The sequence below is a fragment of the Herbaspirillum lusitanum genome (assembly GCF_026127345.1).
Classification (GTDB): domain Bacteria; phylum Pseudomonadota; class Gammaproteobacteria; order Burkholderiales; family Burkholderiaceae_D; genus Herbaspirillum; species Herbaspirillum lusitanum.
Window position 1 is genome coordinate 11,529 of the sequence record NZ_QXFG01000003.1, and the last position, 25,774, is coordinate 37,302.

The following is a 25,774-nucleotide window of genomic DNA, read 5'->3' on the forward strand; positions in this document are numbered from 1 at the left end:
AAGGGATCAAGCAAGGAAAGAGTTGAATGCGCAAATCACGCACCAGCAATAGTGGTGCGGTTTTCCCGGCGATGCAAGTGTTTTTTAGCGCTTTTCGGGGCGAAAACACGCTATAAGCAACGACGATTGTGAAAACCCGCATCGCTCCTCTCAAAAAGCCGCCCGGCGCGGCTTTGCACCGCTACGGGGCATCCCTCTGAAGCGCCTCAGCGCATGCCCGGCATCATGCCCTTCATGCTGCGCATCATTTTCATCATGCCGCCGCCTTTGAGCTTTTTCATCATCGATTGCATTTGCTCGAACTGGGCCAGCATGCGGTTGACTTCCTGCACCTGGACACCGGCGCCGGCGGCGATGCGGCGCTTGCGCGTGGCCTTGATCAGCTCAGGTTTGGCGCGCTCCTGCAGGGTCATCGAATTGATCATGCCTTCCATGCGGCGCACCTGTTTTTCAGCCTGATCCATGTTGGTTTTTCCGGCGGCTTGCTGCATCTGCGCCGGCAGCTTGTCGAGCAGGCCGGCCATGCCGCCCATTTTTTTCATCTGGCCGAGCTGGGCCTTGAAGTCGTTGAGATCGAACTTGCCGCCGCCCTTGATCTTTTGTGCGAGGTCGTTCGCAGCGGCGACGTCGACGCCTTTGCGTGCTTCTTCGACCAGCGCCAGGATGTCGCCCATGCCGAGGATGCGGTTGGCCATGCGGCTCGGATCGAAGGCTTCCAGGCCGTCCAGCTTTTCGGCCACGCCGGCGAACTTGATCGGCTTGCCGGTGATGTGGCGCACCGACAAGGCGGCGCCGCCGCGCGAGTCGCCGTCCAGCTTGGTCAGTACGATACCGGTCAGCGGCAGCGCATCGCTGAAGGCCTTGGCGGTGTTGATGGCGTCCTGGCCGAGCATGGCGTCGACCACGAACAGGGTTTCGATCGGCTTGACGGCGGCGTGCACGGCGCTGATTTCCTGCATCATCGCTTCGTCGATACCGAGACGGCCGGCGGTGTCGATGATCAGCACGTCATGAAAATGGCGCTTGGCGTAGTCGAGTGCGGCCAGGGCGATGTCGACCGGCTTGTCGGTGGTCTTGGTCGGGAAGAAGTCGGCGCCGGCCTGGGCGGTCACGGTTTCCAGCTGGCCGATCGCGGCCGGACGATACACGTCGGCGGAGACCGTCAGGACTTTTTTCCTGGTGTTCTCGCGCAGGTACTTGGCGAGCTTGCCGACGGTGGTGGTTTTACCGGCGCCTTGCAGGCCGGCCATCAGGATGATCGCCGGCGGCTGGGTGGCGAAGTTGAGCTGGGAGGCTTCGGGGCCGAGGTCGGCGCCCATCAGGCTGGCCAGTTCGCGTTGGACCACGCCGACCAGCGCCTGGCCAGGAGTCAGTGAACCGATGACTTCTTCGCCGACCGATCTTTCCTTGACCTTGGCGATGAACTCGCGCACGGCCGGCAGGGCGACGTCGGCCTCCAGCAGCGCCAGGCGCACTTCGCGCAGCATTTCTGCGGTATTGGATTCGGTCAGGCGCGCCTCGCCGCGCATGGTTTTGACGACTTTGGCAAGGCGTTGGGTGAGATTGTCGAGCATGATGAACCGTTATCTTGAAGAAATGGAGACGGGCCGCGCTGGAAAATTCGGGCAGAATCGTCCGGGCGAAACCGCAGGGTAAACGACCATTTTACCTGATCGCACCGCGCCTCAGCGGGTGTCCCTGCCCGGGCTTGAGCAAGAGTAGGGGAAATTACGGTATTGTTCTCGCTGCAGGATTTGTGTATACAGTGGCGTTGCACAGAATGAATGGACGGTTCTTCCCACGAGGAAGGCGCATATCAACCCGCGGCGTACTTTGCCCGCGGCGCAAACATAACGACAGGAGAGAGAGATGCACAAGAAACTCATCGCGGCGGCGGCAGTCGCCATCATGGCGGCAGGCGCTTCATCCAGCGCAGGCGCACAGGAAGTCATCCGCCTCGGCAACCTCAAGTTCGCCCACTACGGCGCGGTCTCGTACATCAAGGAAATCGCCCCGAAATGCGGCATCAAGGTCGACGAAAAAGTCTTCGCCAAAGGGCCCGACGTGATGCAGGGCATCCTTGCCGGTGAACTCGACGTCGGCACGACCGCTTCGGAAGCCGCCATTTCCGGCCGCGCCAACGGCGCGCCGATCTATGTCGTGGCCGGTTTCGCCAAGGGCGGCGCGCGGCTGGTGGCGGCCAAGGATTCCGGCATCAAGTCGGTCAAGGACCTGAAGGGCAAGAAAGTCGGCGTCACCCGCGGCGGCATCCATGAAGTACTGCTCGACGCCGAACTCGGCCAGAACGGGCTGACGGCCAAGGACGTGACCATCGTCTACCTCGCCTTCGCCGACCTCAACCAGGCGCTGCTGGGCAAGAACATCGACGCCATGATGCAGAGCGAGCCGCAGTCCTCGCAGGCGATCAACAAGGGGTTCGGCGTGGAAGTCATGAAGCCGTACGACACCCCGATCGGCGAGCCGGTGCGCACCATGGTGATGACCGAGAAGTTCTACAAGGAGAAGCGTCCGCTGGCCGAGAAGTTCATGCGCTGTTTCCTGGAGGCGACCAAGACCTTCATCGACAACAAGGAAACCGCCGAGAAATACGTGCGCGAAGTCATCTTCAAGAACCAGATCACCAAGGAAGATTTCTACGACGCCATCGGCAATTCGCCTTACGCCTATGACATCACCGCCGAGCATATCCAGGTCACCACCGACACCATGGCCAAATACGGCACCGGCAAGATGGCCAAGCCGCCGATCGCCAAGGATTGGGTGAAAACCGATCTGCTGGAGCAAGCCAAGAAGAGCATGAACCTGAAGTAAAGCAATTAAAGAGGAAGCCGCGATGGCAAAACAGAAAATTGGGGGAGCCCTGGAGGGATTGCTGGTGCCGGTGGCGGTGATCGCCATCTGGCAGGCGGCATCTTCGCTGGGCTGGATTAATCCGCTGGTTTTGCCGTCGCCGTGGGCGGTGGTGCACAAGTGGTTCGAGTACGCCGCACCGCTGAAGCCGTACGACCCCGCCGAGGGCAACTGGCTGGCCTGGTTGTTCTCCGGCGAGTTGCTGATGGACGCCATCGGCAGCCTGTACCGCGTGGTGGTCGGCTTCCTGATCGGCGCCGGGCTGGCCTTGCCGCTCGGTTTGCTGATGGGTTCCAGCCAGCGCGTCTACGGACTGATGAACCTGACGGTGCAGGTGATCCGCCCGATTCCGCCGATCGCCTACATCCCGCTGGCGATCCTGTGGTTCGGGCTGGGCAATCCGCCGGCGCTGTTCCTGATTTCGCTGGGCGCCTTCTTCCCGGTGCTGATGAATACCATCGCCGGCGTGCGCCAGGTCGACAGCATCTACCTGCGCGCGGCGCGCAACCTCGGCGCCAGCCAGCGCACCCTGTTCGTGCGCGTGATGCTGCCGGCCGCCGTGCCGTACATCCTGTCGGGCGTGCGCATCGGCATCGGCACCGCCTTCATCGTGGTGATCGTGGCCGAGATGATCGCGGTCAGCAACGGCCTCGGTTTCCGCATCATGGAAGCGCGCGAGTACTTCTGGTCCGACAAGATCATCGCCGGCATGATCACCATCGGCCTGCTCGGCCTGGCGATCGACCTCGGCATGAGCCGCCTGAACAATTACATGCTGCGCTGGCATCGCGGACTGGAGAACTGACATGAGCGCCTCCCAAATCGTCGTCACCGGCGTCAACAAGGTCTTCAAGAGCGACGAGCGCGAAGTGGTGGCGCTCAAGGACATCAACCTCGATATCCCGGACGGCCAGTTCGTCTGCCTGCTGGGTCCGTCGGGTTGCGGCAAGTCGACCCTGCTCAACGCCATCGCCGGCTTCGCGCTGCCCAGCAGCGGCAACATCACCACCGACGGCAAGCTGGTCACCGAACCGGGACCGGATCGCGGCATGGTGTTCCAGGAGTACGCGCTGTTCCCCTGGATGACGGTCGAGCAGAACGTTGCCTTCGGCCTTGAAATCAAGGGCGTCGGCAAGGCCGAGATCCAGGCGCGCGTGACGCAGTTGCTGGACAAGCTGGGCCTGATCGATTTTCGCAGCCGTTTCCCGAAAGACCTGTCCGGCGGCATGCGCCAACGCGTGGCGATTGCCCGCGTGCTGGCGCTGGATTCGCCGATCATGCTGATGGATGAGCCGTTCGGCGCGCTCGACGCCTTGACGCGGCGCAATTTGCAGGACGAGTTGCTGCGCATCTGGGACGAGTTCAAGAAGACCATCGTCTTCGTCACCCACAGCATCGAAGAAGCGATCTACCTGGCCGATCGCATCGTCGTCATGACTTATCGTCCCGGCACCATCAAGCGCGACATCACGGTCACGCTGCCGCGTCTGCGTGATCCGGCCGACCCCGAGTTCAACGCCTTGAAACGCGAACTCGGCCAACTGGTCATGGAAGAACAGCAGCGCCATCATCACGATGAGATGCGCGCCGCCGCGGTCGACTGAGGCCTCTTTGTCTCATTGATTTTTACCGTTTTGTCCCCACCATATTGCTTTGGTCCGAAGCGATATGGTGATTTCGTATTTACTCCCCGGCAAGACCATTCAGCGCTGCCGGAACACGTTTCCGGCGACCGGCGACAGTCGGCGAAGTGACGACATGGTGTAAACTTAGCCGATGCAAACTTATTTTTTCATTCTGGCTGCGCTGCTCTATCTGGGCTGCGCCTTCCTGCCTTCCGAGCGGCGCCTGCCGATTTCACTCGGCACGGTGATCGGATGGCTGCTGCACGGCGGCGCGCTGGTCTACGACATGTTTGCGCCCGACGCCGTGCGCGTCGGTTTTGCGGTGATGCTATCGGCCACGATGTGGGTCTCGGTGGCCGCTTACTGGCTGGAAAACCGCAACTTCTCGCTCGACAGCCTGCGCGTTCTGGTGCTGCCGGTGGCCGCCGTGGCGGTGATCCTGCCGAGCGTGTTCCCGGGCAACATGGTCGAGCTGGCCGGCAAGTCGGACTGGTTCCTCTGGCACATCGCGGTTTCCATCCTGGCCTACAGCACGCTGACCATTGCGGCCTTCCACGCGGTGCTGATGGTGCTGCAGGAGTCGCGCCTGCATACGCGCCCCAAGATGGGCGCGGCGCAGCCGGGCTGGTTCTCGATCGCGCTGGACCGCCTGCCGGCGCTGCTGACGATGGAAAAAATCCTGTTTCGCCTGATCGCATTCGGTTTCATTTTGTTGACCCTGACGGTGCTGTCGGGCGTTGTTTTTTCCGAGCAGTTGTTCCAGAAGGCGTTCCGGTGGGATCACAAGACGATCTTCACCTTGCTGTCCTGGTGCCTGTTCGGTTTATTGCTGGCGGGACGCAAATGGCAAGGCTGGCGCGGTCGCACCGCGCTCAGTTTCACCCTCGCCGGGTTTGCCATTTTGCTGCTCGCCTATGTCGGCAGCCGCTTCGTGCTTGAAGTCGTGTTGCATCGGATACTCGTATGAAATATCTCATTTGGCTGGTGATCGCCCTGGCGGTCGTGGTCTGGTTCCAGCGCACCAAGAAGTCCATGACGGCCGGCGCAGCATCTTCCCCGGACCGCGAAGGTGCGCGGCGTAATCCGTTCGCGCGCAAGCGCGACGAGCCTCGGCAGCAGATCGAGGCCATGGTGCAATGTGCGCATTGCGGCATCCATTTCCCGGCCTCGGAGTCCATCAGCAACGCTGCCGGCACCGTATTTTGCAGCGAAGAGCACCTGCGCCTGGCCGCATCCTGAGATGAACATGCCGGCGCCGCTCCTGGACATCGCGGCCGACGGCTGGTGCGGCCAGGCGCACCGCCAGCCGTCGCCCAACTTCGACGCGCGCGCCGAAGGCGTGGCGGCCGAGCTGCTGGTGATCCACAACATCAGCTTGCCGCCGGGCCAGTTCGGCGGACCGTTCATCGGCGATCTGTTCTGCAACCGGCTGGACTGCGATGCCCATCCGTATTTCGACCAGTTGCGTCCCTTGCGGGTGTCGGCCCATTTCGTCATCCAGCGCGACGGCAGCCTGATCCAGTTCGTCTCGGCCAATGACCGTGCCTGGCATGCCGGAGTGTCCAGCTTCAATGGGCGAGAGCGCTGCAACGACTTTTCCATCGGCATCGAGCTCGAGGGAACCGACTTCGAGCCCTTCACCGAGCCTCAGTACGAAGTGCTGGCGGCGCTCACCGATGCCCTGTACCGGCGCTATCCGCTGGCCGATGTGGCCGGTCACGAGCACATCGCTCCCGGTCGCAAGACCGACCCCGGTCCATTTTTCGACTGGGCGAGATTCCGGAAAAATTTCTATTGCCTTGTAGAACAAGCGCAATTGCGCTTCCCTGCTGGGGGTAGCGGAAGTCAAGCGTAAAACATATAAAAATATCCAGAAATAGCGGTTGCATCTGACGATTGCAGACACTAGAATTAGTCTCAATCATTCCTTTGGGACTAGATGTAGTGTTTTTGGTAAGTAAATCTTTAGTCGGTCGTCGGGTTGGAAGTAGCTGTTCACGGTTCGCTGCGGTACGTATAAAGCGCCGGATCAGGCTCTCAAGAGGGGCCCGGCAGGTTCGGCAGAGTTGGGCTTCACGGTTGGGCTCCATTGAAGGTGACGGGTCTTGAGGCAAGCAACAATTCAAACGATGTCTCGGCAGTCCTCTCATCTCAGATTTTTCAGGTTTTTCAGCTTTTATTTAACAGTTCGGAACAGGTGGCAACCAGGCGGCTGCGCATAGACAGCGGCATTGATGTCGTCCTGTTCCCGGTATTTCGTGAACCTCTCTTCGTTTCAGTATCTATATAGAGAGAAGGTTCTATTGGCAACGCGGGCAGTTTTTGCTGCCCATCAATCACAGTTTTAGGAGGCTCAGTGCGCTCTACTCAAGAAATTTCCGCTAAATCCCCCACAGATTTTGGCGTCATTCCCGCCGCAGGCAATCATGACGAAACCACGTCGTCGCAGCTGATCAAGCCGGCTTCCGGTCTGGGCGAATACAGAATCATCCGCCGCAACGGCGCGGTGGTCGGTTTTGAACCATCGAAGATTTCGATCGCGGTGACCAAGGCGTTCCTCGCCGTCAACGGCGGTCAGGGCGCGGCATCGGCGCGCGTGCGCGAAATGGTCGAGCAACTGACAACCAGCGTCGTGTCGGCGCTGGTGCGTCGCCAGCCGACCGGCGGCACTTTCCATATTGAAGACATCCAGGACCAGGTCGAACTGGCGCTGATGCGTTCCGGCGAACACGATGTCGCCCGCGCTTACGTGCTGTACCGCGCCAAGCGCATGGAAGAGCGCGCCCAGCAACAAGGCAGCGCCGCCAAGACCGATTTCGCCGCCCCGCAACTGCATGTGGTGGAAGACGGCCAGAGCCGCCTGCTGGACCTCGACGAAGTCCGCACCCTGATCACCGCCGCCTGCGTCGGCCTGGAAAAGCACGTTGACGCCGACGCCATCCTGGCTGAAACGGTCAAGAACCTGTACGACGGCGTGCCGGTCGAAGAGCTGCACAAGTCGGCCATCCTGGCTGCCCGCGCGCTGATGGAAAAAGACCCGGCCTACAGCCAGGTCACCGCGCGCCTGCTGATGCACACGATCCGCAAGGAAGTATTCGGCAAGGAAGTGGCGCAAGCCGACGCGCCGGCCGAGTACCTCGATTACTTCGCCAAGTACATCAAGAAGGGCATCGCCGCCGACCTGCTCGACTCCAAGCTGGCCCAGTTCGATCTGGTCAAGCTGGCCGAGGCCATCAAGCCCGAGCGCGACCTGCAATTCGGCTACCTCGGCCTGCAGACTTTGTACGACCGTTACTTCCTGCACATCCAGGGCACCCGCATCGAAATGCCGCAAGCGTTCTACATGCGTGTCGCGATGGGCCTGTCGCTCAACGAAATCAACCGCGAAGAGCGCACCATCGAGTTCTACAACCTGCTGTCGTCGTTCGACTTCATGAGCTCGACCCCGACCCTGTTCAACTCGGGCACCCTGCGTTCGCAACTGTCGTCGTGCTACCTGACCACCGTTGCCGACGATCTGGACGGCATCTACGAAGCCATCAAGGAAAACGCGCTGCTGGCCAAGTACGCCGGCGGCCTGGGCAACGACTGGACCCCGGTCCGTTCGCTGGGCGCGCACATCAAGGGCACCAACGGCAAGTCGCAAGGCGTGGTGCCGTTCCTGAAAGTGGTCAACGACACCGCCGTGGCGGTCAACCAGGGCGGCAAGCGCAAGGGCGCGGTCTGCGCCTACCTGGAAACCTGGCACATGGATATCGAGGAATTCCTCGACCTGCGTAAAAACACCGGCGACGACCGCCGCCGTACGCATGACATGAACACCGCCAACTGGATTCCCGACCTGTTCATGAAGCGCGTCATGGAAAAGGGCGAGTGGACCCTGTTCTCGCCATCCGATGCGCCCGACCTGCACGACAAGTTCGGCAAGGCCTTCGAAGAAGCCTACACCGGCTACGAAGCCAAGGCCGCACGCGGCGAACTGAAGCTGTTCAAGAAGATTGCTGCGCTGGACCTGTGGCGCAAGATGCTGTCGATGCTGTTCGAGACCGGCCACCCATGGATCACCTTCAAGGACCCATGCAACATCCGTTCGCCGCAGCAACACGTCGGCGTGGTCCACAGCTCGAACCTGTGCACCGAGATCACCCTGAATACCAACGAATCCGAAATCGCCGTCTGCAACCTGGGTTCGGTCAACATGCCGGCCCATCTGGTCAATGGCGAGATCGACCACGCCAAGCTGCAAAAGACCATCCGCACGGCAATGCGCATGCTCGACAACGTGATCGACATCAACTACTACGCCGTCAAGAAGGCACGTGATTCCAACCTGCGCCACCGTCCGGTCGGCCTGGGCATCATGGGCTTCCAGGACTGCCTGCACATGAAGCGCGTGCCTTATGCTTCGATGGACGCAGTGGAATTCGCCGATCGTTCGATGGAAGCCGTCTGCTACTACGCTTACTGGGCATCGACCGAACTGGCGGAAGAGCGCGGCCGTTACAGCTCCTACCGCGGTTCGCTGTGGGATCGCGGCATCCTGCCGCAAGACTCCCTGAAGCTGCTGGCGCAGGAACGCGGCGGCTATCTGGAAGCGGACATGTCCGAAACGCTGGACTGGTCGGCACTGCGTTCGCGCATTTCCGAGTTCGGCATGCGCAACTCGAACTGCGTGGCGATCGCGCCGACGGCAACGATTTCCAACATCATCGGCGTCTCGGCTTGCATCGAACCGACTTACCAGAACCTGTATGTGAAGTCGAACCTGTCCGGCGAATTCACCGAAATCAACGAGTACCTGGTGCGTGACCTGAAGGCGCGCGGCCTGTGGGATGAAGTCATGATTTCCGACCTGAAATACTTTGACGGCAGCCTGGCCAAGATCGACCGCATCCCGCAAGACCTGCGCGATATCTACGCCACCGCCTTCGAAGTCGAACCGTCCTGGCTGGTGGAAGCTGCATCGCGCCGTCAGAAGTGGATCGATCAGGCCCAATCGCTGAACATCTACATGGCCGGCGCATCGGGCAAGCGTCTGGATGAAACATACAAGCTGGCATGGTTGCGCGGTCTGAAGACCACCTACTACCTCCGCACCATCGGCGCGACGCATACCGAGAAGTCGACTTCCAAGACCGGCGCGCTGAACGCGGTGGCGGTGGATGGCGGCGTCAGCCACAGTGCAGCGGCAGCTTCTGCGCCGGCATCGATGACGGCGTCTGCAGCCAGCATGGCAACCGTGGCGGCGGCAGAAGTCGAAGCCGACGGCGCCGCGTGCTACCTGCGTCCCGGCGATGATGGTTTTGAAGAGTGCGAAGCTTGCCAGTAACCAAAACGCAGTAAATTCAGGCCACCGCCGCCGGCAAGTCCGGCGGCAGTCTTCTCCGGAAGATGAACGGGGCGCCTGAATCAATGTCACAAATCACATCCCGGCCGCGCCGGGACGTCAAAAGTAAATAAAGTAAAGGATCAAAAAATGCTCTCTTGGGATGATGAAGTGAAGGCGACGCCGGCACCATCCGCGCCGCACGCCTCGCAAACGCCTCAGCCTCAATTGCAATCGGCCGCCGTAAATGCACGTCCGCAGTTTTCCGACGTGGCCCTGAATCCTGCTCTGGTTACCAAAGACGAAGCGCCGGTTGATGTGACCCGCCGCGTCAACGCCGCCGACAAGCGCATCATCAACGGCCACACCGACGTCAACCAGCTGGTGCCGTTCAAATACAAATGGGCCTGGGACAAGTACCTGGCCGGCTGCGCCAACCACTGGATGCCGCAGGAAATCAACATGCAGCGCGACATCGAACTGTGGAAAGATCCGAACGGCCTGACCGAAGACGAACGCCGTCTGGTCAAGCGCAACCTCGGTTTCTTCGTCACCGCCGACTCGCTCGCCGCCAACAACATCGTGCTCGGCACCTACCGCCACATCACTGCGCCGGAATGCCGCCAGTACCTGCTGCGCCAGGCGTTTGAAGAAGCGATCCACACCCACGCCTATCAGTACATCGTCGAGTCGCTGGGCCTGGACGAAGCCGAGATCTTCAACGCCTATCACGAGGTGAAGTCGATCCGCGACAAGGACGAGTTCCTGATCCCGTTCATCAACACGCTGACCGATCCGCAGTTCACCACCGGCACCACCGAGAACGACCAGAAGCTGCTGAAGTCGCTGATCGTTTTCGCCTGCATCATGGAAGGCCTGTTCTTCTACGTCGGCTTCACGCAGATCCTTGCGCTGGGTCGCCAGAACAAGATGATGGGCGCCGCCGAACAGTATCAATACATCCTGCGCGATGAATCGATGCACTGCAATTTCGGGATCGATCTGATCAACACGGTGAAGATGGAGAACCCGCATTTGTGGACGCCGGAATTCAGAAACGAAATTAAATCGTTGTTTTTAAGCGCCGTAGAGTTGGAATATCGTTACGCAGAGGATACAATGCCGCGAGGCGTGCTAGGTTTGAATGCGCCGATGTTCAAAGGCTACTTACGGTTCATCGCTAATCGTCGCGCACAGCAAATCGGACTCGATCCGCTGTTCGCGCAAGAAGAAAATCCGTTTCCGTGGATGAGCGAGATGATCGATTTGAAGAAGGAGCGCAACTTCTTCGAAACCCGAGTCATCGAGTATCAAACCGGAGGCGCGCTTAACTGGGAATGATGTGCCCATCTCGTCAATGCTCTTCAGCGAGATCTGTGAGGCACACAGCGGTCGGATAGCTTGCAAGATATCCGACTGCCAAAAACGGAAGGCTTTCACCAAATTTAATGAACAGTAAAAGACCGAAACGATCTTCTCTGTTATCGCCGCTTAACTCGATCAAGTCGGGTCAGGCGGCTTTTCCTTTGAAAAACCTGAAGGTTTTTCGGGAATCGTATTCCTGACGCTAGCGTGTAATCCGCTGGCGTTTTTTTTGGTTGTGACGTTCGCGAAGGCGCGAAACGAGGCTCTGAGCCCCTGGACAAGCGGGGCAGAGGTCCAGCCAAGATAGCTGAAGTGCTGCATACATGAGGGGATGCAGCAGTTCAGCTGGTGCCGAATTCATTAGCGCAAGCAGAAGCTTGCTTGTGCCGATGAATAATCCGCCTGCATCATCGCGATGGTACAGACGGGTTTCTTAAATCAAGCTTGATTTTTTCCATCACGTGAAGAAGGAGAAACAAAATGGCAACAGCAGCAAAGAAACCAGCAGCCAAGAAACCGGCTGCAAAGAAACCAGCGGTCGCCGCTAAGAAGCCGGTTGCAGCCAAGAAGGCAGCAGCTCCTAAGAAGGCAGTCGCCGCCAAGAAGCCAGTAGCCAAGGCAGCAGCAAAGCCAGTGGCGAAGAAAGCAGCAGCTCCTAAAAAAGCAGTTGCAGCCAAGAAGCCAGTAGCGAAGAAGGCAGTCGCCGCTAAAAAGCCAGTCGCCAAGAAAGCAGTCGCAGCGAAGAAGCCGGTAGCAGCGAAGAAGCCGGTGGCGAAGAAAGCAGCAGCTCCTAAAAAAGCAGTTGCAGCCAAGAAGCCAGTAGCGAAGAAGGCAGTCGCCGCTAAAAAGCCAGTCGCCAAGAAAGCAGTCGCAGCGAAGAAGCCGGTAGCAGCGAAGAAGCCAGTGGCGAAGAAGGCAGCAGCTCCTAAGAAGGCAGTTGCAGCGAAGAAGCCAGTCGCGAAGAAGGCAGTCGCCAAGCCAGCGGCCAAGAAGCCAGCCGCCAAGCCTGCTGCAAAGCCGGCCGTCAAGGCAGCAGCCAAGCCAGCAGCGAAGAAGCCAGTCGCCAAGAAGGCAGCCGCCAAGCCTGCGGCTAAAAAGCCGGCAGCTAAGCCAGCCGCTGCAGCAGCTCCTGCTGTGAAGACTGTGCTGAACCCGGCAGCAGCTTGGCCGTTCCCAACAGGCACAACACGTCCTTAATCGGACCTGGCCTGGCGCCTGAGTAATCAGGTGCAAAAATACCGCTGTGTGACTCGTTCATGCAGCGGTTTTTTTTGCCTGCACGGTGAGGGCCGACCGGGCATCTTGGTCTTTTTTAATTATTCGCCGTCCCCACATAGGGAAAACGGCTGCATGGTTTAGTATGTGCACCAGAGGGCCTCCGCGGGGCGGAGATCGATAAGCAAACAGCTTCTTATGGAGAGTGACCGTGTTGCATAGCATTTTCATGTTGATCGTTGACGCCATCGCCAGCGTGCTCGCCGGGGTGCTGTTGCTGCGTTTCTGGATGCAGGTGGTGCAGGTGCGCCCGCCGGCTTCGGTGGGGCAGTTCGTGTTCCAGCTGTCGGACTGGCTGGTGAAGCCTCTGCGCAGGATTTTTCCCGGAGTGGGCGGTTATGACTGGGCCAGCCTGGTCGGCGCGTTCCTGGTGGTATTGCTGTCGATCATTGCGGCGCTGGGATTCGCCTCGGGGTTTGATTTCCAGCCCATCATTCTGTTCTCGCTGGTGCGGTTCTTCCAATGGATTTTCTACGGTTTCATGGCCACGCTGATCATCGAAGCGATCTTCAGCTGGGTCAATCCGTATGCACCGCTCGCGCCGTTCGTGCGCGCGCTGAATGAGCCTTTGCTGCGTCCGCTGCGCAAGGTCCTTCCGCTGATCGGCAACGTCGACCTGTCGCCGCTGGCAGCGTTGATCCTGCTGCAAATTGCGGTGCGCCTGGTCAGCACTTTGATCCTGTCGATCGGATAAAACAAAGAGTGGCCTGGGCCCCGATGCCTCAGACGCATCAGACGCATCAGACGCATCAGACGCAACAAAGCCGGCATGGGAAACCATCGCCGGCTTTGTTGTTTCTGCCTTCTTGCTTTGTCTGTTTTACCTCTTTTTGGCTGCCCATTGCTGTAGCGCCTGCAGCGTATTTTCGACGTGCTTGTCCGGGTTCATGCTGCTGTATTCGTACAGGATGGCATGGTCCGGAGTAATAACGTAGGACGTACGGCTGGCGTAATCCGACTTGATCATCATCACGGCATCATAGGCCTTCATGATCTTCTGGTCGGTGTCGGCAGCCACCGCAAACTTGCTGCGGCATGCGCTCACGGAAAATTTATTGAGCGTTTCGATCTTGTCGTTAGACACGCCGATCACGGTGGCGCCGAGCGCCTTGTAGCGGTCGATGGCGTCGGCGAACAAGTGGGCTTCGATGGTGCAGCCGGTGGTGAAGGCGGCGGGATAGAAGTACAGCACCACCGGCCCTTTCGTGAGCGCATCGGCCAGCGAGAACGTCGATACCTGGCCGCCGAGCGAGGACTGCGCCGTGAAGTCCGGCGCCTTGTCACCCGCTTTCAGCGCGGCCATGGCGCCGGGTGTCGCCAGCAGGGATGCCGCACATGAGATGAGGAGCGTGGAAACGAGGCGTTTCATGATCAATCCTTTCAATGAGCGGCGCCCTGCGGCTGCGCCAGGTGCGATCAGGCGAAGCGGTAACCGAAGGCCTTGTGGAACCGGTCGTCGATTTCGGCCAGCGTGGGGGCGTGATTCTGCGGTCCTTGCGAAGCGATCTTGATCGAACCCATCAGGCTGGACAGGCGGCCGATGGTGGCCCAGTCCATGCCCTTTTCCAGGCCGAACAGCATGCCTGCGCGGAAGGCGTCGCCGCAACCGGTCGGATCGGCGATGGTCTCGGCCGGCACGCAAGGGATGTCGATCTTCTGACCATCGGCGTAGATCTCTGCACCCAGTTCGCCGCGCGTGACGATCAGCGCCGAGACTTGCCGGGCGATCTGCTCCAGGTTCAGGCCGGTGCGTGTGGTCAGTAACTCGGCTTCGTAATCGTTGACTGCGACATAGGTGGCGAGCTCGATGAAATGTTTCAGGTCGTCGCCGCTGAACATCGGCAGGCCCTGGCCCGGATCAAAAATCAGCGGAATATTTTGCTGGGCGCTGTGCTCGGCGTGCTGCAACATGCCGTCGCGACCGTCCGGCGCCACGATGGAAAACTTGACCGCACCGGCGTCGGCGACTTTGTTCTCATGCGAGAAGGTCATGGCGCCGGGGTGAAAAGCGGTGATCTGGTTGCTGCCCGCGTCGGTGGTGATGAAGCATTGCGCGGTGAACGAGTTGTCGATCACACGGATGCTGTCGGTAGAGATGCCGAGATCCTTGAAGCGTTGCAGGTACGGTGCGCTGTCCTGGCCGACGGTGGCCATGATGACCGGTTCGCCGCCGAGCAGCTTCAGGTTGTAGGCGATGTTGCCGGCGCAGCCGCCGAATTCGCGGCGCATGGTCGGCACCAGGAAGGACACGTTGATCTTGTGCAGCTGATCGGCCAGCAGCGCTTCGGAGAAGCGGCCGTCATATTGCATGATGTTGTCGTAGGCGAGCGAGCCGCAAATCAGTGAACTCATGGCGTAGTCTGGAAAAGTTGGGAATGCAGCATTGTAGAAGAATCCTGCCGTCTTTGCGCCTTTTGTTGCCGCGCGTGGCCTGCGGGATCCTCGGAATCAGGGATAGAACAGATAGATGCGGTAGCCCGATGCAGCGGGTTGGGTCAGTTCGAAGGTCAGCTTGATCTGCTGTTCGCCTTCGCCGGCCAGGCCGCTGTCGACCAGTTTCGTCGAGCCCAGGTATTCGCGCGGCGTGAAGACGCGGCGCATGATGGCCTTTTCATCGCCATCGTTGAGCGTGAGTTCCAGATAAGGCCACGCCTGCGCGCCATAGCCGCGGTTGCGCAGCAGCGCCGACAAGGCGTAGATGTTCTGATTGGGCGGCACCAATTGCAGTTCGCTCGACTCCAGCACCAGTTGGTCGATGCTGGTCGGCAGGCCCACGGAGCAATGCAAGGGCGCGCAGGCGGCCGCCAGCAACGGTCGCGTCGATGGCAGCCACGCGGCAATGGTGTTGCGCCAGACATAAGTCGCCTGCAGCAACAGCGCGATGCCGAGGATGACGGCGCCGACGATCATGACGACGCGGACGATCCGGCCCAGGCGCTCGCGACGTTCGGCTTTCTGGACGAAGGCGGGGGCGTCTTCGTCGTCTTCAGTCTCTTCGGCTTCTTCCTCCTCCTCTGCAAGTTCTTCTTCTGCGTCGGGCTCTTCGTGAGCTTGCTGTTTCGGTGTGAGAACTGCTGCCGCTTCAGCCTGCGTTTCAGAAGCGCCGACGTCTGTCAGCGCGACGGAAGAGGTCTGTGGAATCGGATACGACAAGGCCTGTGTCAGCGTGTTGATGCTGGCGTCCGGTGCGGCAAGCGGCGACGCCGCATTGTCGGCAGAAGCCGGGGCGGTCGTGGGCGAGCCCGGCAGCGGAAACGACACCATCGGCGCTGGTTCAGGCGTGGTCTCTTGCGCGCTCGCCGGCGCAGCATCCGGCGCCTCGTTCTTCGGCACCGGCGGCGCACCCCAAGGGGCGTCGTTGGTTTCCGCTGCAATGCTGGCGAAGGCGGCGGACAGATTGGCCGTGGCCATCCATGGCGGTGGTGCTGCCGGCGCGGATGGTTCTGCTGCAGGAGACGTCGGGGCAGTCGCAACTTGCACTGGCGGCACCGGCGGCGAGCCCGGCAAAGGCGGCCAGCCGAGCGGCGCATGCGGCTCTGCGGATTCAGTGGAACGGGGAGGAGCGGCAGGCGACGACGGCGCGACTACCAGTTGCTGGGCGATTTCGGGGGCGACCAGGTGGTCGTTGCCGTTGAAGACTTCCTTGCAAGCGCCGCAGCGGACCAGGCCGCCGCGCAGTTTGAGCTGATCTTGGGCGACGCGGAATGTCGTCTGGCAGAAGGGACATTGGGTCGCCAGCGCCATCAGCGGACCTCGTCGGGAGTGATGCGGGCCGGCGCCGGAATTGATCCGGCACGGTTGTATCGGCGATGGACGAAGCCGTGCTGCATGCTTACACCGTCGGCGCGCGGCCGGCCAGGGCGACCCAGCCTTCATGCTCGGCCCATACGCTCAGTTCGAGGTAAGGTGCGTAGGCGGCGATGACGTCCTGCGCCTGGCGATCCAGCACGCCCGACAGCACCAGCGAACCGCCCGGCGCCACGCGACCGGCCAGCATCGGCGCCATCAGTTGCAACGGGCCGGCCAGGATGTTGGCGACCACGATGGCAAAGGTCTGGTTCTCGGGATAGCTGCGGACGAAGGCTTCCGGCAGGTGATACTCGATGTCGCAGGCGTTGCGCTCGCTGTTGAAGCGCGCCGATTCCAGCGCTTGCGGATCGATGTCGACGCCGATGACGTGCTGCGCGCCGAGTTTCCTGGCGACCAGCGCCAGGATGCCGGAGCCGCAGCCGTAGTCGAGCACTGTCGCAGCATCGACGGCATGCTGCTCCAGCCATTCCATGCATAGACGGGTGGTCGGATGGCTGCCGGTGCCGAAGGCCAGGCCGGGGTCAAGCTCCAGCACCAGCGCATCAGGTTCCGGCGCATCGTGCCAGCTCGGCACCACCCAGATGCGTTTGCCGATGTGGATCGGCTCGAATTGCGATTGCGTCAGGCGCACCCAGTCCTGCTCTTCCACCGAACGCAAGGCGAACGGCAGGGCGTAGTCCAGGCCAATCGCCTTGGCGGCGTCGTTGACGATGGTCGCGTGGTCGGCATCGACGTCGGCCAAAGCGACCACGCGGCTGCGTTCCCACGCCGCTTCGGTCGGCTCCATGCCGGGCTCGCCGAACAGCGGCTGCTCGGCGACGGTGCCTTCGTCGGCGTCTTCCACCGAAACCGACAGCGCGCCGGACTCCATCAAGGCGTCGGAGAGCGCCTCAGCCTGGTCGCGCGTGACTTGAATGACAATTTCGGTCCAGCCCATCGGTTTCTTTGCCTTTACTTCTTCAACTTACTTCTTCAACTTACTGCTTCAACTTATTTCTTCACCGGCTTGTCAGCCGCCGGCGCGGTCGGGCGCTCCGACAGCTTGTGCTCGAGATAGTGGATATTGGTGCCGCCTTCGATGAAGCGGGCATCCACCATCAACTCGCGGTGCAGCGGGATGTTGGTCGAAATGCCTTCGACCACCATTTCCGACAGCGCGATCTGCATGCGGCGGATCGCCTGTTCGCGGGTCGAACCGTAGGAGATCACCTTGCCGACCATCGAGTCGTAGTTCGGCGGCACGAAGTAACCGGCGTAGGCGTGCGAATCGACGCGGATGCCAGGACCGCCCGGCACGTGCCATGCAGTCAGGCGACCCGGCGACGGCGTGAACTTGAACGGGTCTTCGGCGTTGATGCGGCACTCGATGGCGTGGCCCTTGAGCTCGATGTCGCGCTGGCGGTAACGCAGCTTTTCGCCGAAAGCGATGCGGATCTGCTCCTGCACGATGTCGACGCCGGTAATCATTTCGGTGACCGGATGTTCGACCTGCACGCGGGTGTTCATTTCGATGAAGTAGAACTCTTCGTTTTCATACAGGAATTCGAAGGTGCCGGCGCCGCGGTAGTTCATCTTGCGGCAGGCTTCGGCGCAGCGCTCACCGATCTTCTCGATGATCTTGCGCGGGATGCCCGGCGCCGGCGCTTCTTCGATGACCTTCTGGTGGCGGCGCTGCATCGAGCAATCGCGCTCGCCCAGCCAGATGGCCTGTTTGTGTTCGTCGGCGAGGATCTGGATTTCCACGTGGCGCGGATTCTCCAGGTACTTCTCCATATAGACTTCCGGATTGCCGAACGCTGCGCCGGCTTCCGTCTTGGTCATGGTGACGGCGTTGATCAGCGCTGCTTCGGTATGCACCACGCGCATGCCGCGACCGCCGCCGCCGCCTGCCGCCTTGATGATGACCGGGTAGCCGATCTTGCGTGCAGCCTGCACGATCTCTTTCGGATTGTCGGGCAAGGCGCCTTCCGAACCGGGCACGCACGGCACGCCGGCGCGGATCATCGCTTGTTTGGCCGACACCTTGTCGCCCATCATGCGGATGTTTTCAGGACGCGGGCCGATGAAGACGAAGCCGGATTTCTCGACGCGCTCGGCGAAGTCGGCGTTTTCCGACAGGAAGCCATAGCCCGGATGGATCGCCTGGGCGTCGGTCACTTCAGCGGCGCTGATGATCGCCGGCATGTTCAGGTAGCTGAGCGCGGAAGGAGCCGGGCCGATGCAGACCGATTCATCCGCCAGCTTCACGTACTTCGCTTCGCGGTCCGCTTCGGAGTGCACGACCACGGTCTTGATGCCCATTTCACGGCATGCGCGCTGGATACGGAGAGCGATTTCGCCACGGTTGGCGATAAGGATTTTTTCAAACATATGAGGGATGTGCGTCGCCAATAGTCAAGCGTTTACAAACAGGTAACCAGATCCGCCAGGGATGGCCGGCGCATCCGCCTGCCATGAGCTTGCGCAGGCAGGCGCGCCGGACATGCATCCGTATTCTGGCAGGATTAGCCGATCACAAACAGAGGTTGACCGAATTCGACCGGTTGGCCGTTTTCAACCAGGATCTGCTTGATCACGCCGGCCTTGTCGGCGTCGATTTCATTGAGCAGCTTCATTGCTTCGATGATGCAGATGGTTTCGCCTTCCTTGACTTCCTTGCCGACTTCGACGAACGCCGGAGCGCCCGGAGCGGAGGAGCGATAGAAGGTGCCGACCATCGGCGACTTGACGATGTGGCCTTCCGGTGCGGCAGGCGCGACCGGCGCTGCTGCGGCAGCCGGGGCAACCGGCGCGGCGCCGGCTTGCAGGGTTTGCGGATACGCTGCCTGAGGCTGCATCATCACGACCTGATTTTGCGGTGTGGCCGACGACTTGACGATGCGGACCTTGCTCTCGCCTTCGGTGACTTCCAGCTCTTCGATGTCAGATTCCGCGACCAGATCGATCAGGGTTTTGAGTTTCCGTAAATCCATGTGAATTCCTCAGTATTAAATAGGGATATAACTAGTTGATTGGGCCATCATCGCCTCCTGCTCCATGCAACATGGCGATGCGGATAGAAAAGAATGGGACGGGATCCTTATGGCTGCAGCAGCAGGTGATCAATCGCCAGCCGGTAACCATCGACGCCGAAGCCGCACAACACGGCCTTGGCGATGCCGGAAAGATAGGAAAAGTGACGGAATTCCTCGCGCTGGTGGATATTCGAGATATGCACTTCGACGAAAGGAATGGCCACGCCCGCCAGCGCATCGCGCAATGCCACGCTGGTATGGGTGAGTCCGCCCGGATTGATCACGATGGCGTCCACGCCTTCCTTGCGGGCGGCATGAATGCGGTCGATGAGTGCACCTTCGTGGTTGCTCTGGAAAGCGCTCAGGCGCGCACCGGCTTTGCTTGCTTGCTCAGATGCACGCTGCTCGATGTCAGCCAGGGTGGTCGATCCGTAGACTTCAGGCTCCCGCGAGCCCAGCAGATTCAGGTTGGGCCCATTGAGGAGGAGAAGGTTTATTGCCATGGAGATAAAGCTCCGTTTGACGACGATGCGCGCATTTTGCCGTCAAATGACTTCATTTGGCAAGAAAAACTTTAATTTACATGTTTTTGAGGGAGGCGAGGTCGCGGCGCAGCTCATCAAAATTCAGGCGCCCAAGATAGACCTTTTTCAGGTTGCCGTCCAGTCCCACCAGGACCGTGAAGGGAAGACCTCCGGCCTGATTGCCGAACTGCCGCAGCAGATCGGTGGCGCCGGTTCCGGCAACATAGAGAGGATAATAGATATGGAATTTTTCCGCAAACTGCGCGATGTTCTCCTGGGAATCAACGCCGATGCCGATGATTTGCACCGGTGCGACTTCCGCTTGCAGCGCCGCCAGTTCCGGCATTTCCTCGACGCAAGGTGCGCACCAGGTGGCCCAGAAGTTGATGATCAGCGGCTTGCCTTTCCATTGCGACAAGGCTTGCGGCTTGCCGGCGGCGTCGGGCATGGTCTGCGCAAACAGGTTGGCGACGGCGCGCGCTTCCGGGGTTTGCGGGGCGGGTTGGTTTTGCTTGTGGCTGGTATACACGCCGACACCGGCGGCGATGATCGCAATCAGCACAAACAGCAGGTAATTTCGCTTTTTCATGAGTCTTCTTCCACGATGAGACGTCGAACTGCGTCGATATCGGCGCGTTCGGTGCGCGCAGTGCGTTTCCCTGACGCGGTCCGCACGCCGCCGCGCAGGTCGTCGACATCATACACGGCCAGGTGCACGCCTTCCGGCGCCCGGCCTTTTTGCGGCAGCAGGAAGCTCAGCGTCTCCACCATCGCCTGGCCGCCCTTGAAATGATTGCTCTCGCTGACCTCGAAGTTGACGTTCTTGTTCAGCAGGAAAATCTCCACGTCCTTGGCGCTGGACGTAAATAATTGCAAATGAATGTCCGAATGCTCGCCGGCGGTGCCGTTGAGCACGGCGCCGGTCAGGTAGGGATTGAAGCGCGCAAGTTCCTCCATCACCTGCACCGCCAGTTGCCGCAAGTGCAACAACCGCGCCGGCTGGGTGTCGCCGAAGAACAATTCGTTATACGCGCGTACTTCGTCTTCGATCTGCGTGTTATCAGGCAGGATCTCGCCACGCGTTTTGGCGTCGCCCAGGATCTGGCGCGCCGCCTTGCGCTTGGCGCTGGCGTAATCGGCGCCGTCCTCGGCGATCATGCGGGCGGCTGCCGCGGCGATTTCCGCACGCAGGAGTTCGATATCAGTTTGGTGCATGGCCGCAATAATACTCCGGGCGTGCAGTTATCGCCCGGCGAGGCCGCCGGCTCAGGTAAAATCCCGGGATTCCTTATCAAGATTCACTATGCACATTCACATCCTCGGCATTTGCGGCACTTTCATGGGCGGTCTGGCGGTTCTGGCGAAAGAAGCCGGCCACAAGGTCACCGGCTGCGACGCCAATGTCTACCCGCCGATGAGCACCCAGCTGGAGGCGCAGGGCATCGAGTTGATCCAGGGGTTTGATCCCGGGCAAGTCAAGCTGCAACCCGATCTGTTCGTCATCGGCAACGTGGTCTCGCGCGGCAACCCGCTCATGGAAGAAATCCTCAACCGCGGACTGCCTTACGTATCCGGCCCGGAATGGATGGGCAACCACATCCTGCGCGACAAATGGGTGCTGGCGGTGGCCGGCACGCACGGCAAGACCACCACCTCGGCGATGCTGGCCTGGATCCTCGAAGACGCCGGTTACGCGCCGGGCTTCCTGATCGGCGGCGTGCCGATGAACTTCGGCATTTCGGCGCGCTTGTCCGGCATGAAAGACGGCAAGAAGCAAGACTCCATCTTCTTCGTCATCGAAGCCGACGAGTACGACACCGCCTTCTTCGACAAGCGCAGCAAGTTCGTGCACTACCACGCCAGGACTGCGATTCTGAATAACCTGGAATACGATCACGCCGACATCTTCCCCGATCTGACCGCGATCGAAACCCAGTTCCACCATCTGGTGCGCACCGTACCCGGCATCGGCCGGCTGGTCGTCAACGGCCGCGAGCCGGCGCTGGAGCGCGTGATTGCGCGCGGCTGCTGGAGCGAGCATGAGAACTTCGGCGTCAATCCTGGCCAAAGCGGCTGGTCGCTGGAGACGCGTGACGACGGCAGCTTCGACATCGGCTTCAACGGCGTGCCGCAGGGTACGGTCAACTGGTCGCTGACCGGCGAGCATAACCGCATGAACGCGCTGGCGGCAATCGCCGCCGCGCGTCACGTCGGCGTGCCGGCTGCGCAGGCGATCGCCGCCCTGGGAAAATTCGAAAACGTCAAACGCCGCATGGAGCTGCGCGGCACCGTCAACGGCATCGCCGTCTATGACGACTTCGCCCATCATCCGACCGCCATCGCCACCACGGTGGCCGGCTTGCGCAAGAAGATCGGCAAGGACGGTGGCGGGCGCATCCTCGCCGTGCTCGAGCCGCGCTCCAACACCATGAAGCTGGGCACCATGAAAAACGCCTTGCCGGCCAGCCTGACCGATGCCGATCTGGTGTTCGGCTACGGCGCCAAGGGCTCGGGCAAGGAGGCCTTGGGCTGGGACCTGGCGCAGGCGCTGTCGCCGCTGGGCGAAAAGGCCGGCGCCTTCGATGATCTCGGCGCGCTGGTGCAGGCCATCAAGCAGGCGGCGCGTCCGGGCGACCATGTGCTGGTCATGAGCAACGGCGGTTTCGGCGGCGTCCATCAGAAGCTGCTGGACGCGCTGGCATGATTTTGTACCTGCACGGCTTCCGCTCGTCGCCGCATTCCTTCAAGGCGCGCCACATGGCCGAGCGCTTGCAGGCATTGGGACGGGCTGACGAGTACTACTGCCCGCAACTGCCGGCTTCGCCCGCCGAGGCGATCCGGCTGGCGTTGGACTACGCTGAACAATTTCCGCCGCAACAACTGACCGTGATCGGCTCCTCGCTGGGCGGCTTTTACGCCACCTGGCTGGCCGAACACCTGGGCTGCCGCGCCGTGCTGCTCAATCCCGCGGTCAAGCCGCCGCGCGATCTGGAATCCTACGTCGGCGTGACCACGCATTACCATTCCGACGAGCCGTTCGAATTCAAGCACGCCTATATCGACGAATTGCGCGCGTTGGCGGTGGACAAGATTACCCGGCCCGAACGTTATTTCCTGATCGCCGCCACCGGCGACGAAGTACTGGACTGGCGCGAGATGGTGGCGCATTACCCCGGTGCACGGCAGACCGTGATCCAGGGCAGCGACCACGGCATCGCCGAATTCGCCGATCATGCCGACAGCGTGCTGGCGTTTTGCGGCATCTCGCCGGATCCGCTGAACGCCTTGCAAGACGGCGGCGAGGCGCTAAGCTGATGATGAAGAAGACCCACGCGCATTGGTTCGATCATGCCAATGCGCTGCAACCGGCGCCGCAGTTGCGCGCATGGCTGACCGATCCCGGTTCGATGACGTTCAAGCTGCGCGCCCGCTGCAATGAATTGCGCGTGCTGCGCCTGCGTCAGCGTCCCGGCAATGCGCAAGCCGACGAGGCAGGATTTCTCGGTTTGGCAACGCCGCGCCAGCCGGTCGAAGAGCGCGACGTGATTCTGTATTGCGACGGCGAACCGGTGATCTTCGGACATACGGTGACGCCGCTGGCATCGGCCTCGGCATGGCCGTTCTTCCGCCATCTCGGCGTGCGGCCGCTGGGCGCCAGCTTGTTTTCCGATCCTTTGGTCACGCGCGCGCCGCTGCAGTACGCGCGTCTGCATGCCAATCATCCGCTGGTGCGCCGCATCGGCACCGTGATTGATCTCCGTTCCAAGTTGCCGCCTCAGCTACCGCTGTATGCGCGCCGCTCCCTGTTCCGTCGCCACGGCAGCGTCATGCTGGTGACCGATGTTTTTTTACCCGCCCTCAGCAAACTGATGGCATTGAATACGCAAGCAAGCACCCGATGAATTTATTTTTTGAAGAATCCGGCGATTTCAAGGCTGGCGCCGTGCTGTCGCAGCAAGGCGAGGCCTATCAGGTCGAAATGGCTTCCGGCAAGCGCACCAAGGTCAAGTCCAAGGACGTGATGCTGCAATTCGCATCGCCGGCCCCGGCCCAGTTGCTGGAGGAGGCGCAAGCCGTCCTGCAGGACATCGACCTCGATTTCCTGTGGGAAGTCGCAGGCGAAGACGAGTTCGGTTTCGCCGAACTGGGCACCGAGTATTTCGGCCACGCGCCGCTGCCGCACGAAGCGGCCGGCCTGCTGTTGCGCCTGCATTCGGCGCCGATTTATTTTTACAAGAAGGGCAAGGGCCGCTACAAGGCGGCGCCGCTGGCTTCGCTGCAGGCGGCTCAGGCCGGTCTGGAAAAGAAGAAGCAGCAGGCGCTGGTGCAGGCGCAATACGTCGACGAGTTGAAAGCCGGCAAGTTGCCCGAGTCCTTCAAACCGCTGGCGCTGACCTTGCTGTTCCGTCCCGACAAGAACAGCATCGAATTCAAGGCCCTCGACGCTGCCTGCAAGGAATTGCAGACCACGCCGCAGCGCCTGATGCTGCAAACCGGCGGTCTCGCTTCGCCCAAGGATTTGCATTACGCCAAGTTCCTGTTCGAGTTTTTCCCCAAAGGCAGCGGCTTCCCTGAAGTGACGATCCCGGCCGTGCCGAAGGATCTGCCGCTGGCCGACGTGCAGGCGTTCTCCATCGACGACGTCACCACGACCGAAATCGACGATGCGCTGTCGGTGGTCAGGCTGGCCGACGGCAATGTGCGCGTCGGCATCCATATCGCTGCACCCGGCCTCGGCATCAAGCGCGACGATGCGCTCGACGCGATCGCGCGCCAGCGCATGTCGACCGTCTACATGCCTGGCGAAAAGATCACCATGCTGCCCGACGTGCTGGTCGAAGCCTTCACGCTCGACGAAGGCAAGAACTGCCCGGCGCTGTCGCTCTACGCCACGCTCAATCCGGCTGACTGGTCGGTGATCTCGACCGAGACGCGCGCCGAGATCGTGCCGATTTCCGCCAACCTGCGCCACAACGATCTGGACGCGCTGGTCACGGAAGAGGCACTGGCGAACAACAGCGGCGAGTATCCGCACAAGGACGACATCACGCTGCTGTGGCAATGGGTGCAGGTGCTGGAACAGGGCCGCATGGCCAAGCGCGAAAGTTTCGGCCTGCGGCCGGAACAGAACAATCGCGTCGATTTCAACTTCTACGTTGATGACGACGTCGTCACCATCACGCGCCGCAAGCGTGGCGCGCCGCTCGACAAGATCGTCGCCGAGCTGATGATCTTCGCCAACAGCACCTGGGGCAAGTTCATGGCTGACCACGGCGTGCCGGGCATCTATCGCGCACAGGGCGGAGGGGCCGGAGGCTGGGCCGCCAAGATGCAGGTGCGCATGGTCACGCACGCCGCGCCGCATCAGGGGCTGGGCGTCGACCAATACGCGTGGAGCACGTCGCCGCTGCGTCGTTATACCGACCTGGTCAATCAATGGCAGATACTGGCCTGTCTCGAGCACGGCGTGACCGCACCGCTGGCGGCGCCGTTCAAGCCCCGCGACGCCGACCTGTTCGCGATCGTCTCCGGTTTCGACTCGGCGTACTCCGGCTATGCCGACTTCCAGTCCGGCATGGAACGCTACTGGTGCCTGCGCTGGCTGGCGCAAGAGCAAGCGCGCCAGGTCGACGCCGTCGTGCTCAAGGACGAAATCCTGCGTCTGGTCGACATCCCGCTGGTGATTCGTTTGCCGGGCATGCCGCAGGTCGCACGCGGCCTGCAGGTCAAGCTCGATCTGCTGCGCTGGGATGAAGTCGACCTGACGGTGGAGGCGCGCCTGCTGGACATCCCGGCCGCGCAGCCGGCTGAGGGCGCAGAGCCGATGGACGAAGAAGAGGAAGCCTTGCTCGACGGCATGAAGAATGCTGCCGACGAGCCTGTTGCGGATGAGGCCGGCGAGGCCGAACCTGCCGCCGGCGACCAAACCGCAGGCGCACCTTCCGCTGCGGAATGAGCCGGTCT

The 25,774-nt window shown here is 61.1% G+C and carries 24 protein-coding genes; 14 read left to right on the forward strand and 10 right to left on the reverse strand.

The window, feature by feature from the left end:
• Window positions 1-206: 206 nt before the first annotated feature.
• Window positions 207-1,574, reverse strand: coding sequence for a signal recognition particle protein (ffh, locus tag DXT88_RS01280; RefSeq protein ID WP_265211158.1), 1,368 nt, complete (start codon window positions 1,572-1,574; stop codon window positions 207-209).
• 295 nt (window positions 1,575-1,869) lie between these two features.
• On the opposite strand from ffh, the gene DXT88_RS01285 reads away from it, so the two are divergent.
• From DXT88_RS01285 to DXT88_RS01330, 10 genes are all read left to right on the forward strand, one after another.
• Window positions 1,870-2,832, forward strand: coding sequence for an ABC transporter substrate-binding protein (locus DXT88_RS01285; protein WP_016834250.1), 963 nt, complete (start codon window positions 1,870-1,872; stop codon window positions 2,830-2,832).
• A gap of 22 nt (window positions 2,833-2,854) precedes the next feature.
• Window positions 2,855-3,676: an ABC transporter permease gene (locus DXT88_RS01290; RefSeq protein WP_029363444.1), complete on the forward strand. Its 822-nt coding sequence runs from the start codon at window positions 2,855-2,857 to the stop codon at window positions 3,674-3,676.
• 1 nt (window position 3,677) lies between these two features.
• A complete protein-coding gene (locus DXT88_RS01295; protein ID WP_016834252.1) occupies window positions 3,678-4,475 on the forward strand; it encodes an ABC transporter ATP-binding protein in 798 nt (265 codons plus the stop codon).
• A 172-nt stretch (window positions 4,476-4,647) separates the two neighbouring features.
• Window positions 4,648-5,463 carry a cytochrome C assembly family protein gene (locus DXT88_RS01300; RefSeq protein ID WP_265211161.1) on the forward strand — a complete coding sequence of 272 codons (816 nt, stop codon included), beginning with the start codon at window positions 4,648-4,650 and terminating at the stop codon, window positions 5,461-5,463.
• Complete coding sequence (locus DXT88_RS01305; RefSeq protein ID WP_265211163.1) at window positions 5,460-5,735, forward strand: PP0621 family protein; 276 nt, start codon at window positions 5,460-5,462, stop codon at window positions 5,733-5,735. The genes DXT88_RS01300 and DXT88_RS01305 overlap by 4 nt, the downstream gene beginning before the upstream one ends.
• A 7-nt stretch (window positions 5,736-5,742) precedes the next feature.
• A complete protein-coding gene (gene ampD, locus DXT88_RS01310; protein WP_265211165.1) occupies window positions 5,743-6,351 on the forward strand; it encodes a 1,6-anhydro-N-acetylmuramyl-L-alanine amidase AmpD in 609 nt (202 codons plus the stop codon).
• Between the two features lie 501 nt (window positions 6,352-6,852).
• Window positions 6,853-9,825, forward strand: a complete 2,973-nt coding sequence (locus DXT88_RS01315; protein ID WP_265211167.1) for a ribonucleoside-diphosphate reductase subunit alpha — start codon at window positions 6,853-6,855, stop codon at window positions 9,823-9,825.
• Window positions 9,826-9,972: 147 nt separating this feature from the next.
• Entirely contained in the window at window positions 9,973-11,163 is a 1,191-nt protein-coding gene (locus DXT88_RS01320) for a ribonucleotide-diphosphate reductase subunit beta (RefSeq protein WP_029363445.1), read from the forward strand.
• Between the two features lie 504 nt (window positions 11,164-11,667).
• Window positions 11,668-12,384, forward strand: coding sequence for a histone H1-like DNA-binding protein (locus DXT88_RS01325; RefSeq protein ID WP_265211169.1), 717 nt, complete (start codon window positions 11,668-11,670; stop codon window positions 12,382-12,384).
• Between the two features lie 229 nt (window positions 12,385-12,613).
• The gene (locus DXT88_RS01330; RefSeq protein WP_265211171.1) at window positions 12,614-13,156 is read left to right on the forward strand and encodes a YggT family protein; all 543 of its coding nucleotides are present in this window, start codon (window positions 12,614-12,616) and stop codon (window positions 13,154-13,156) included.
• Between the two features lie 126 nt (window positions 13,157-13,282).
• Here DXT88_RS01330 and DXT88_RS01335 read toward each other — a convergent pair whose 3' ends face one another.
• The 9 genes from DXT88_RS01335 to DXT88_RS01375 all read right to left on the reverse strand — a co-directional run bounded on the left by DXT88_RS01335 (window position 13,283) and on the right by DXT88_RS01375 (window position 21,025).
• Window positions 13,283-13,831, reverse strand: a complete 549-nt coding sequence (locus DXT88_RS01335; RefSeq protein ID WP_016834260.1) for a peroxiredoxin — start codon at window positions 13,829-13,831, stop codon at window positions 13,283-13,285.
• Window positions 13,832-13,878: 47 nt separating this feature from the next.
• Window positions 13,879-14,814, reverse strand: coding sequence for a carbohydrate kinase family protein (locus DXT88_RS01340; protein ID WP_016834261.1), 936 nt, complete (start codon window positions 14,812-14,814; stop codon window positions 13,879-13,881).
• A 96-nt stretch (window positions 14,815-14,910) separates the two neighbouring features.
• On the reverse strand, window positions 14,911-16,206 hold the full coding sequence (locus tag DXT88_RS01345) for a DUF3426 domain-containing protein (RefSeq protein ID WP_265211173.1): 1,296 nt from the start codon (window positions 16,204-16,206) through the stop codon (window positions 14,911-14,913).
• Between the two features lie 88 nt (window positions 16,207-16,294).
• Window positions 16,295-17,209: a 50S ribosomal protein L11 methyltransferase gene (prmA, locus tag DXT88_RS01350; protein WP_016834263.1), complete on the reverse strand. Its 915-nt coding sequence runs from the start codon at window positions 17,207-17,209 to the stop codon at window positions 16,295-16,297.
• Between the two features lie 53 nt (window positions 17,210-17,262).
• Window positions 17,263-18,642, reverse strand: coding sequence for an acetyl-CoA carboxylase biotin carboxylase subunit (gene accC, locus DXT88_RS01355; RefSeq protein ID WP_016834264.1), 1,380 nt, complete (start codon window positions 18,640-18,642; stop codon window positions 17,263-17,265).
• Window positions 18,643-18,776: 134 nt separating this feature from the next.
• Window positions 18,777-19,244, reverse strand: a complete 468-nt coding sequence (gene accB, locus DXT88_RS01360; RefSeq protein ID WP_265211179.1) for an acetyl-CoA carboxylase biotin carboxyl carrier protein — start codon at window positions 19,242-19,244, stop codon at window positions 18,777-18,779.
• 107 nt (window positions 19,245-19,351) lie between these two features.
• Complete coding sequence (aroQ, locus tag DXT88_RS01365; protein WP_016834267.1) at window positions 19,352-19,789, reverse strand: type II 3-dehydroquinate dehydratase; 438 nt, start codon at window positions 19,787-19,789, stop codon at window positions 19,352-19,354.
• Between the two features lie 76 nt (window positions 19,790-19,865).
• A complete protein-coding gene (locus tag DXT88_RS01370; RefSeq protein WP_016834268.1) occupies window positions 19,866-20,399 on the reverse strand; it encodes a TlpA family protein disulfide reductase in 534 nt (177 codons plus the stop codon).
• The gene (locus DXT88_RS01375; RefSeq protein ID WP_265211184.1) at window positions 20,396-21,025 is read right to left on the reverse strand and encodes a hypothetical protein; all 630 of its coding nucleotides are present in this window, start codon (window positions 21,023-21,025) and stop codon (window positions 20,396-20,398) included. The genes DXT88_RS01370 and DXT88_RS01375 overlap by 4 nt, the downstream gene beginning before the upstream one ends.
• Window positions 21,026-21,113: 88 nt before the next feature.
• Here DXT88_RS01375 and mpl point away from each other — a divergent pair, with 88 nt between their 5' ends.
• From mpl to DXT88_RS01395, 4 genes are read left to right on the forward strand one after another with little or no spacing between them, the layout of a single operon-like run.
• Entirely contained in the window at window positions 21,114-22,514 is a 1,401-nt protein-coding gene (gene mpl / locus DXT88_RS01380; RefSeq protein ID WP_265211186.1) for a UDP-N-acetylmuramate:L-alanyl-gamma-D-glutamyl-meso-diaminopimelate ligase, read from the forward strand.
• Window positions 22,511-23,125 (forward strand): YqiA/YcfP family alpha/beta fold hydrolase, encoded by a 615-nt coding sequence (locus DXT88_RS01385; RefSeq protein WP_265211188.1) that lies wholly within the window; start codon window positions 22,511-22,513, stop codon window positions 23,123-23,125. Before mpl ends, DXT88_RS01385 begins: the two co-directional genes overlap by 4 nt.
• Window positions 23,125-23,712: a chorismate--pyruvate lyase family protein gene (locus DXT88_RS01390; RefSeq protein ID WP_321161091.1), complete on the forward strand. Its 588-nt coding sequence runs from the start codon at window positions 23,125-23,127 to the stop codon at window positions 23,710-23,712. The genes DXT88_RS01385 and DXT88_RS01390 overlap by 1 nt, the downstream gene beginning before the upstream one ends.
• The gene (locus DXT88_RS01395) at window positions 23,709-25,766 is read left to right on the forward strand and encodes a ribonuclease catalytic domain-containing protein (RefSeq protein WP_265211190.1); all 2,058 of its coding nucleotides are present in this window, start codon (window positions 23,709-23,711) and stop codon (window positions 25,764-25,766) included. The genes DXT88_RS01390 and DXT88_RS01395 overlap by 4 nt, the downstream gene beginning before the upstream one ends.
• The last annotated feature ends 8 nt before the right edge of the window (window positions 25,767-25,774 follow it).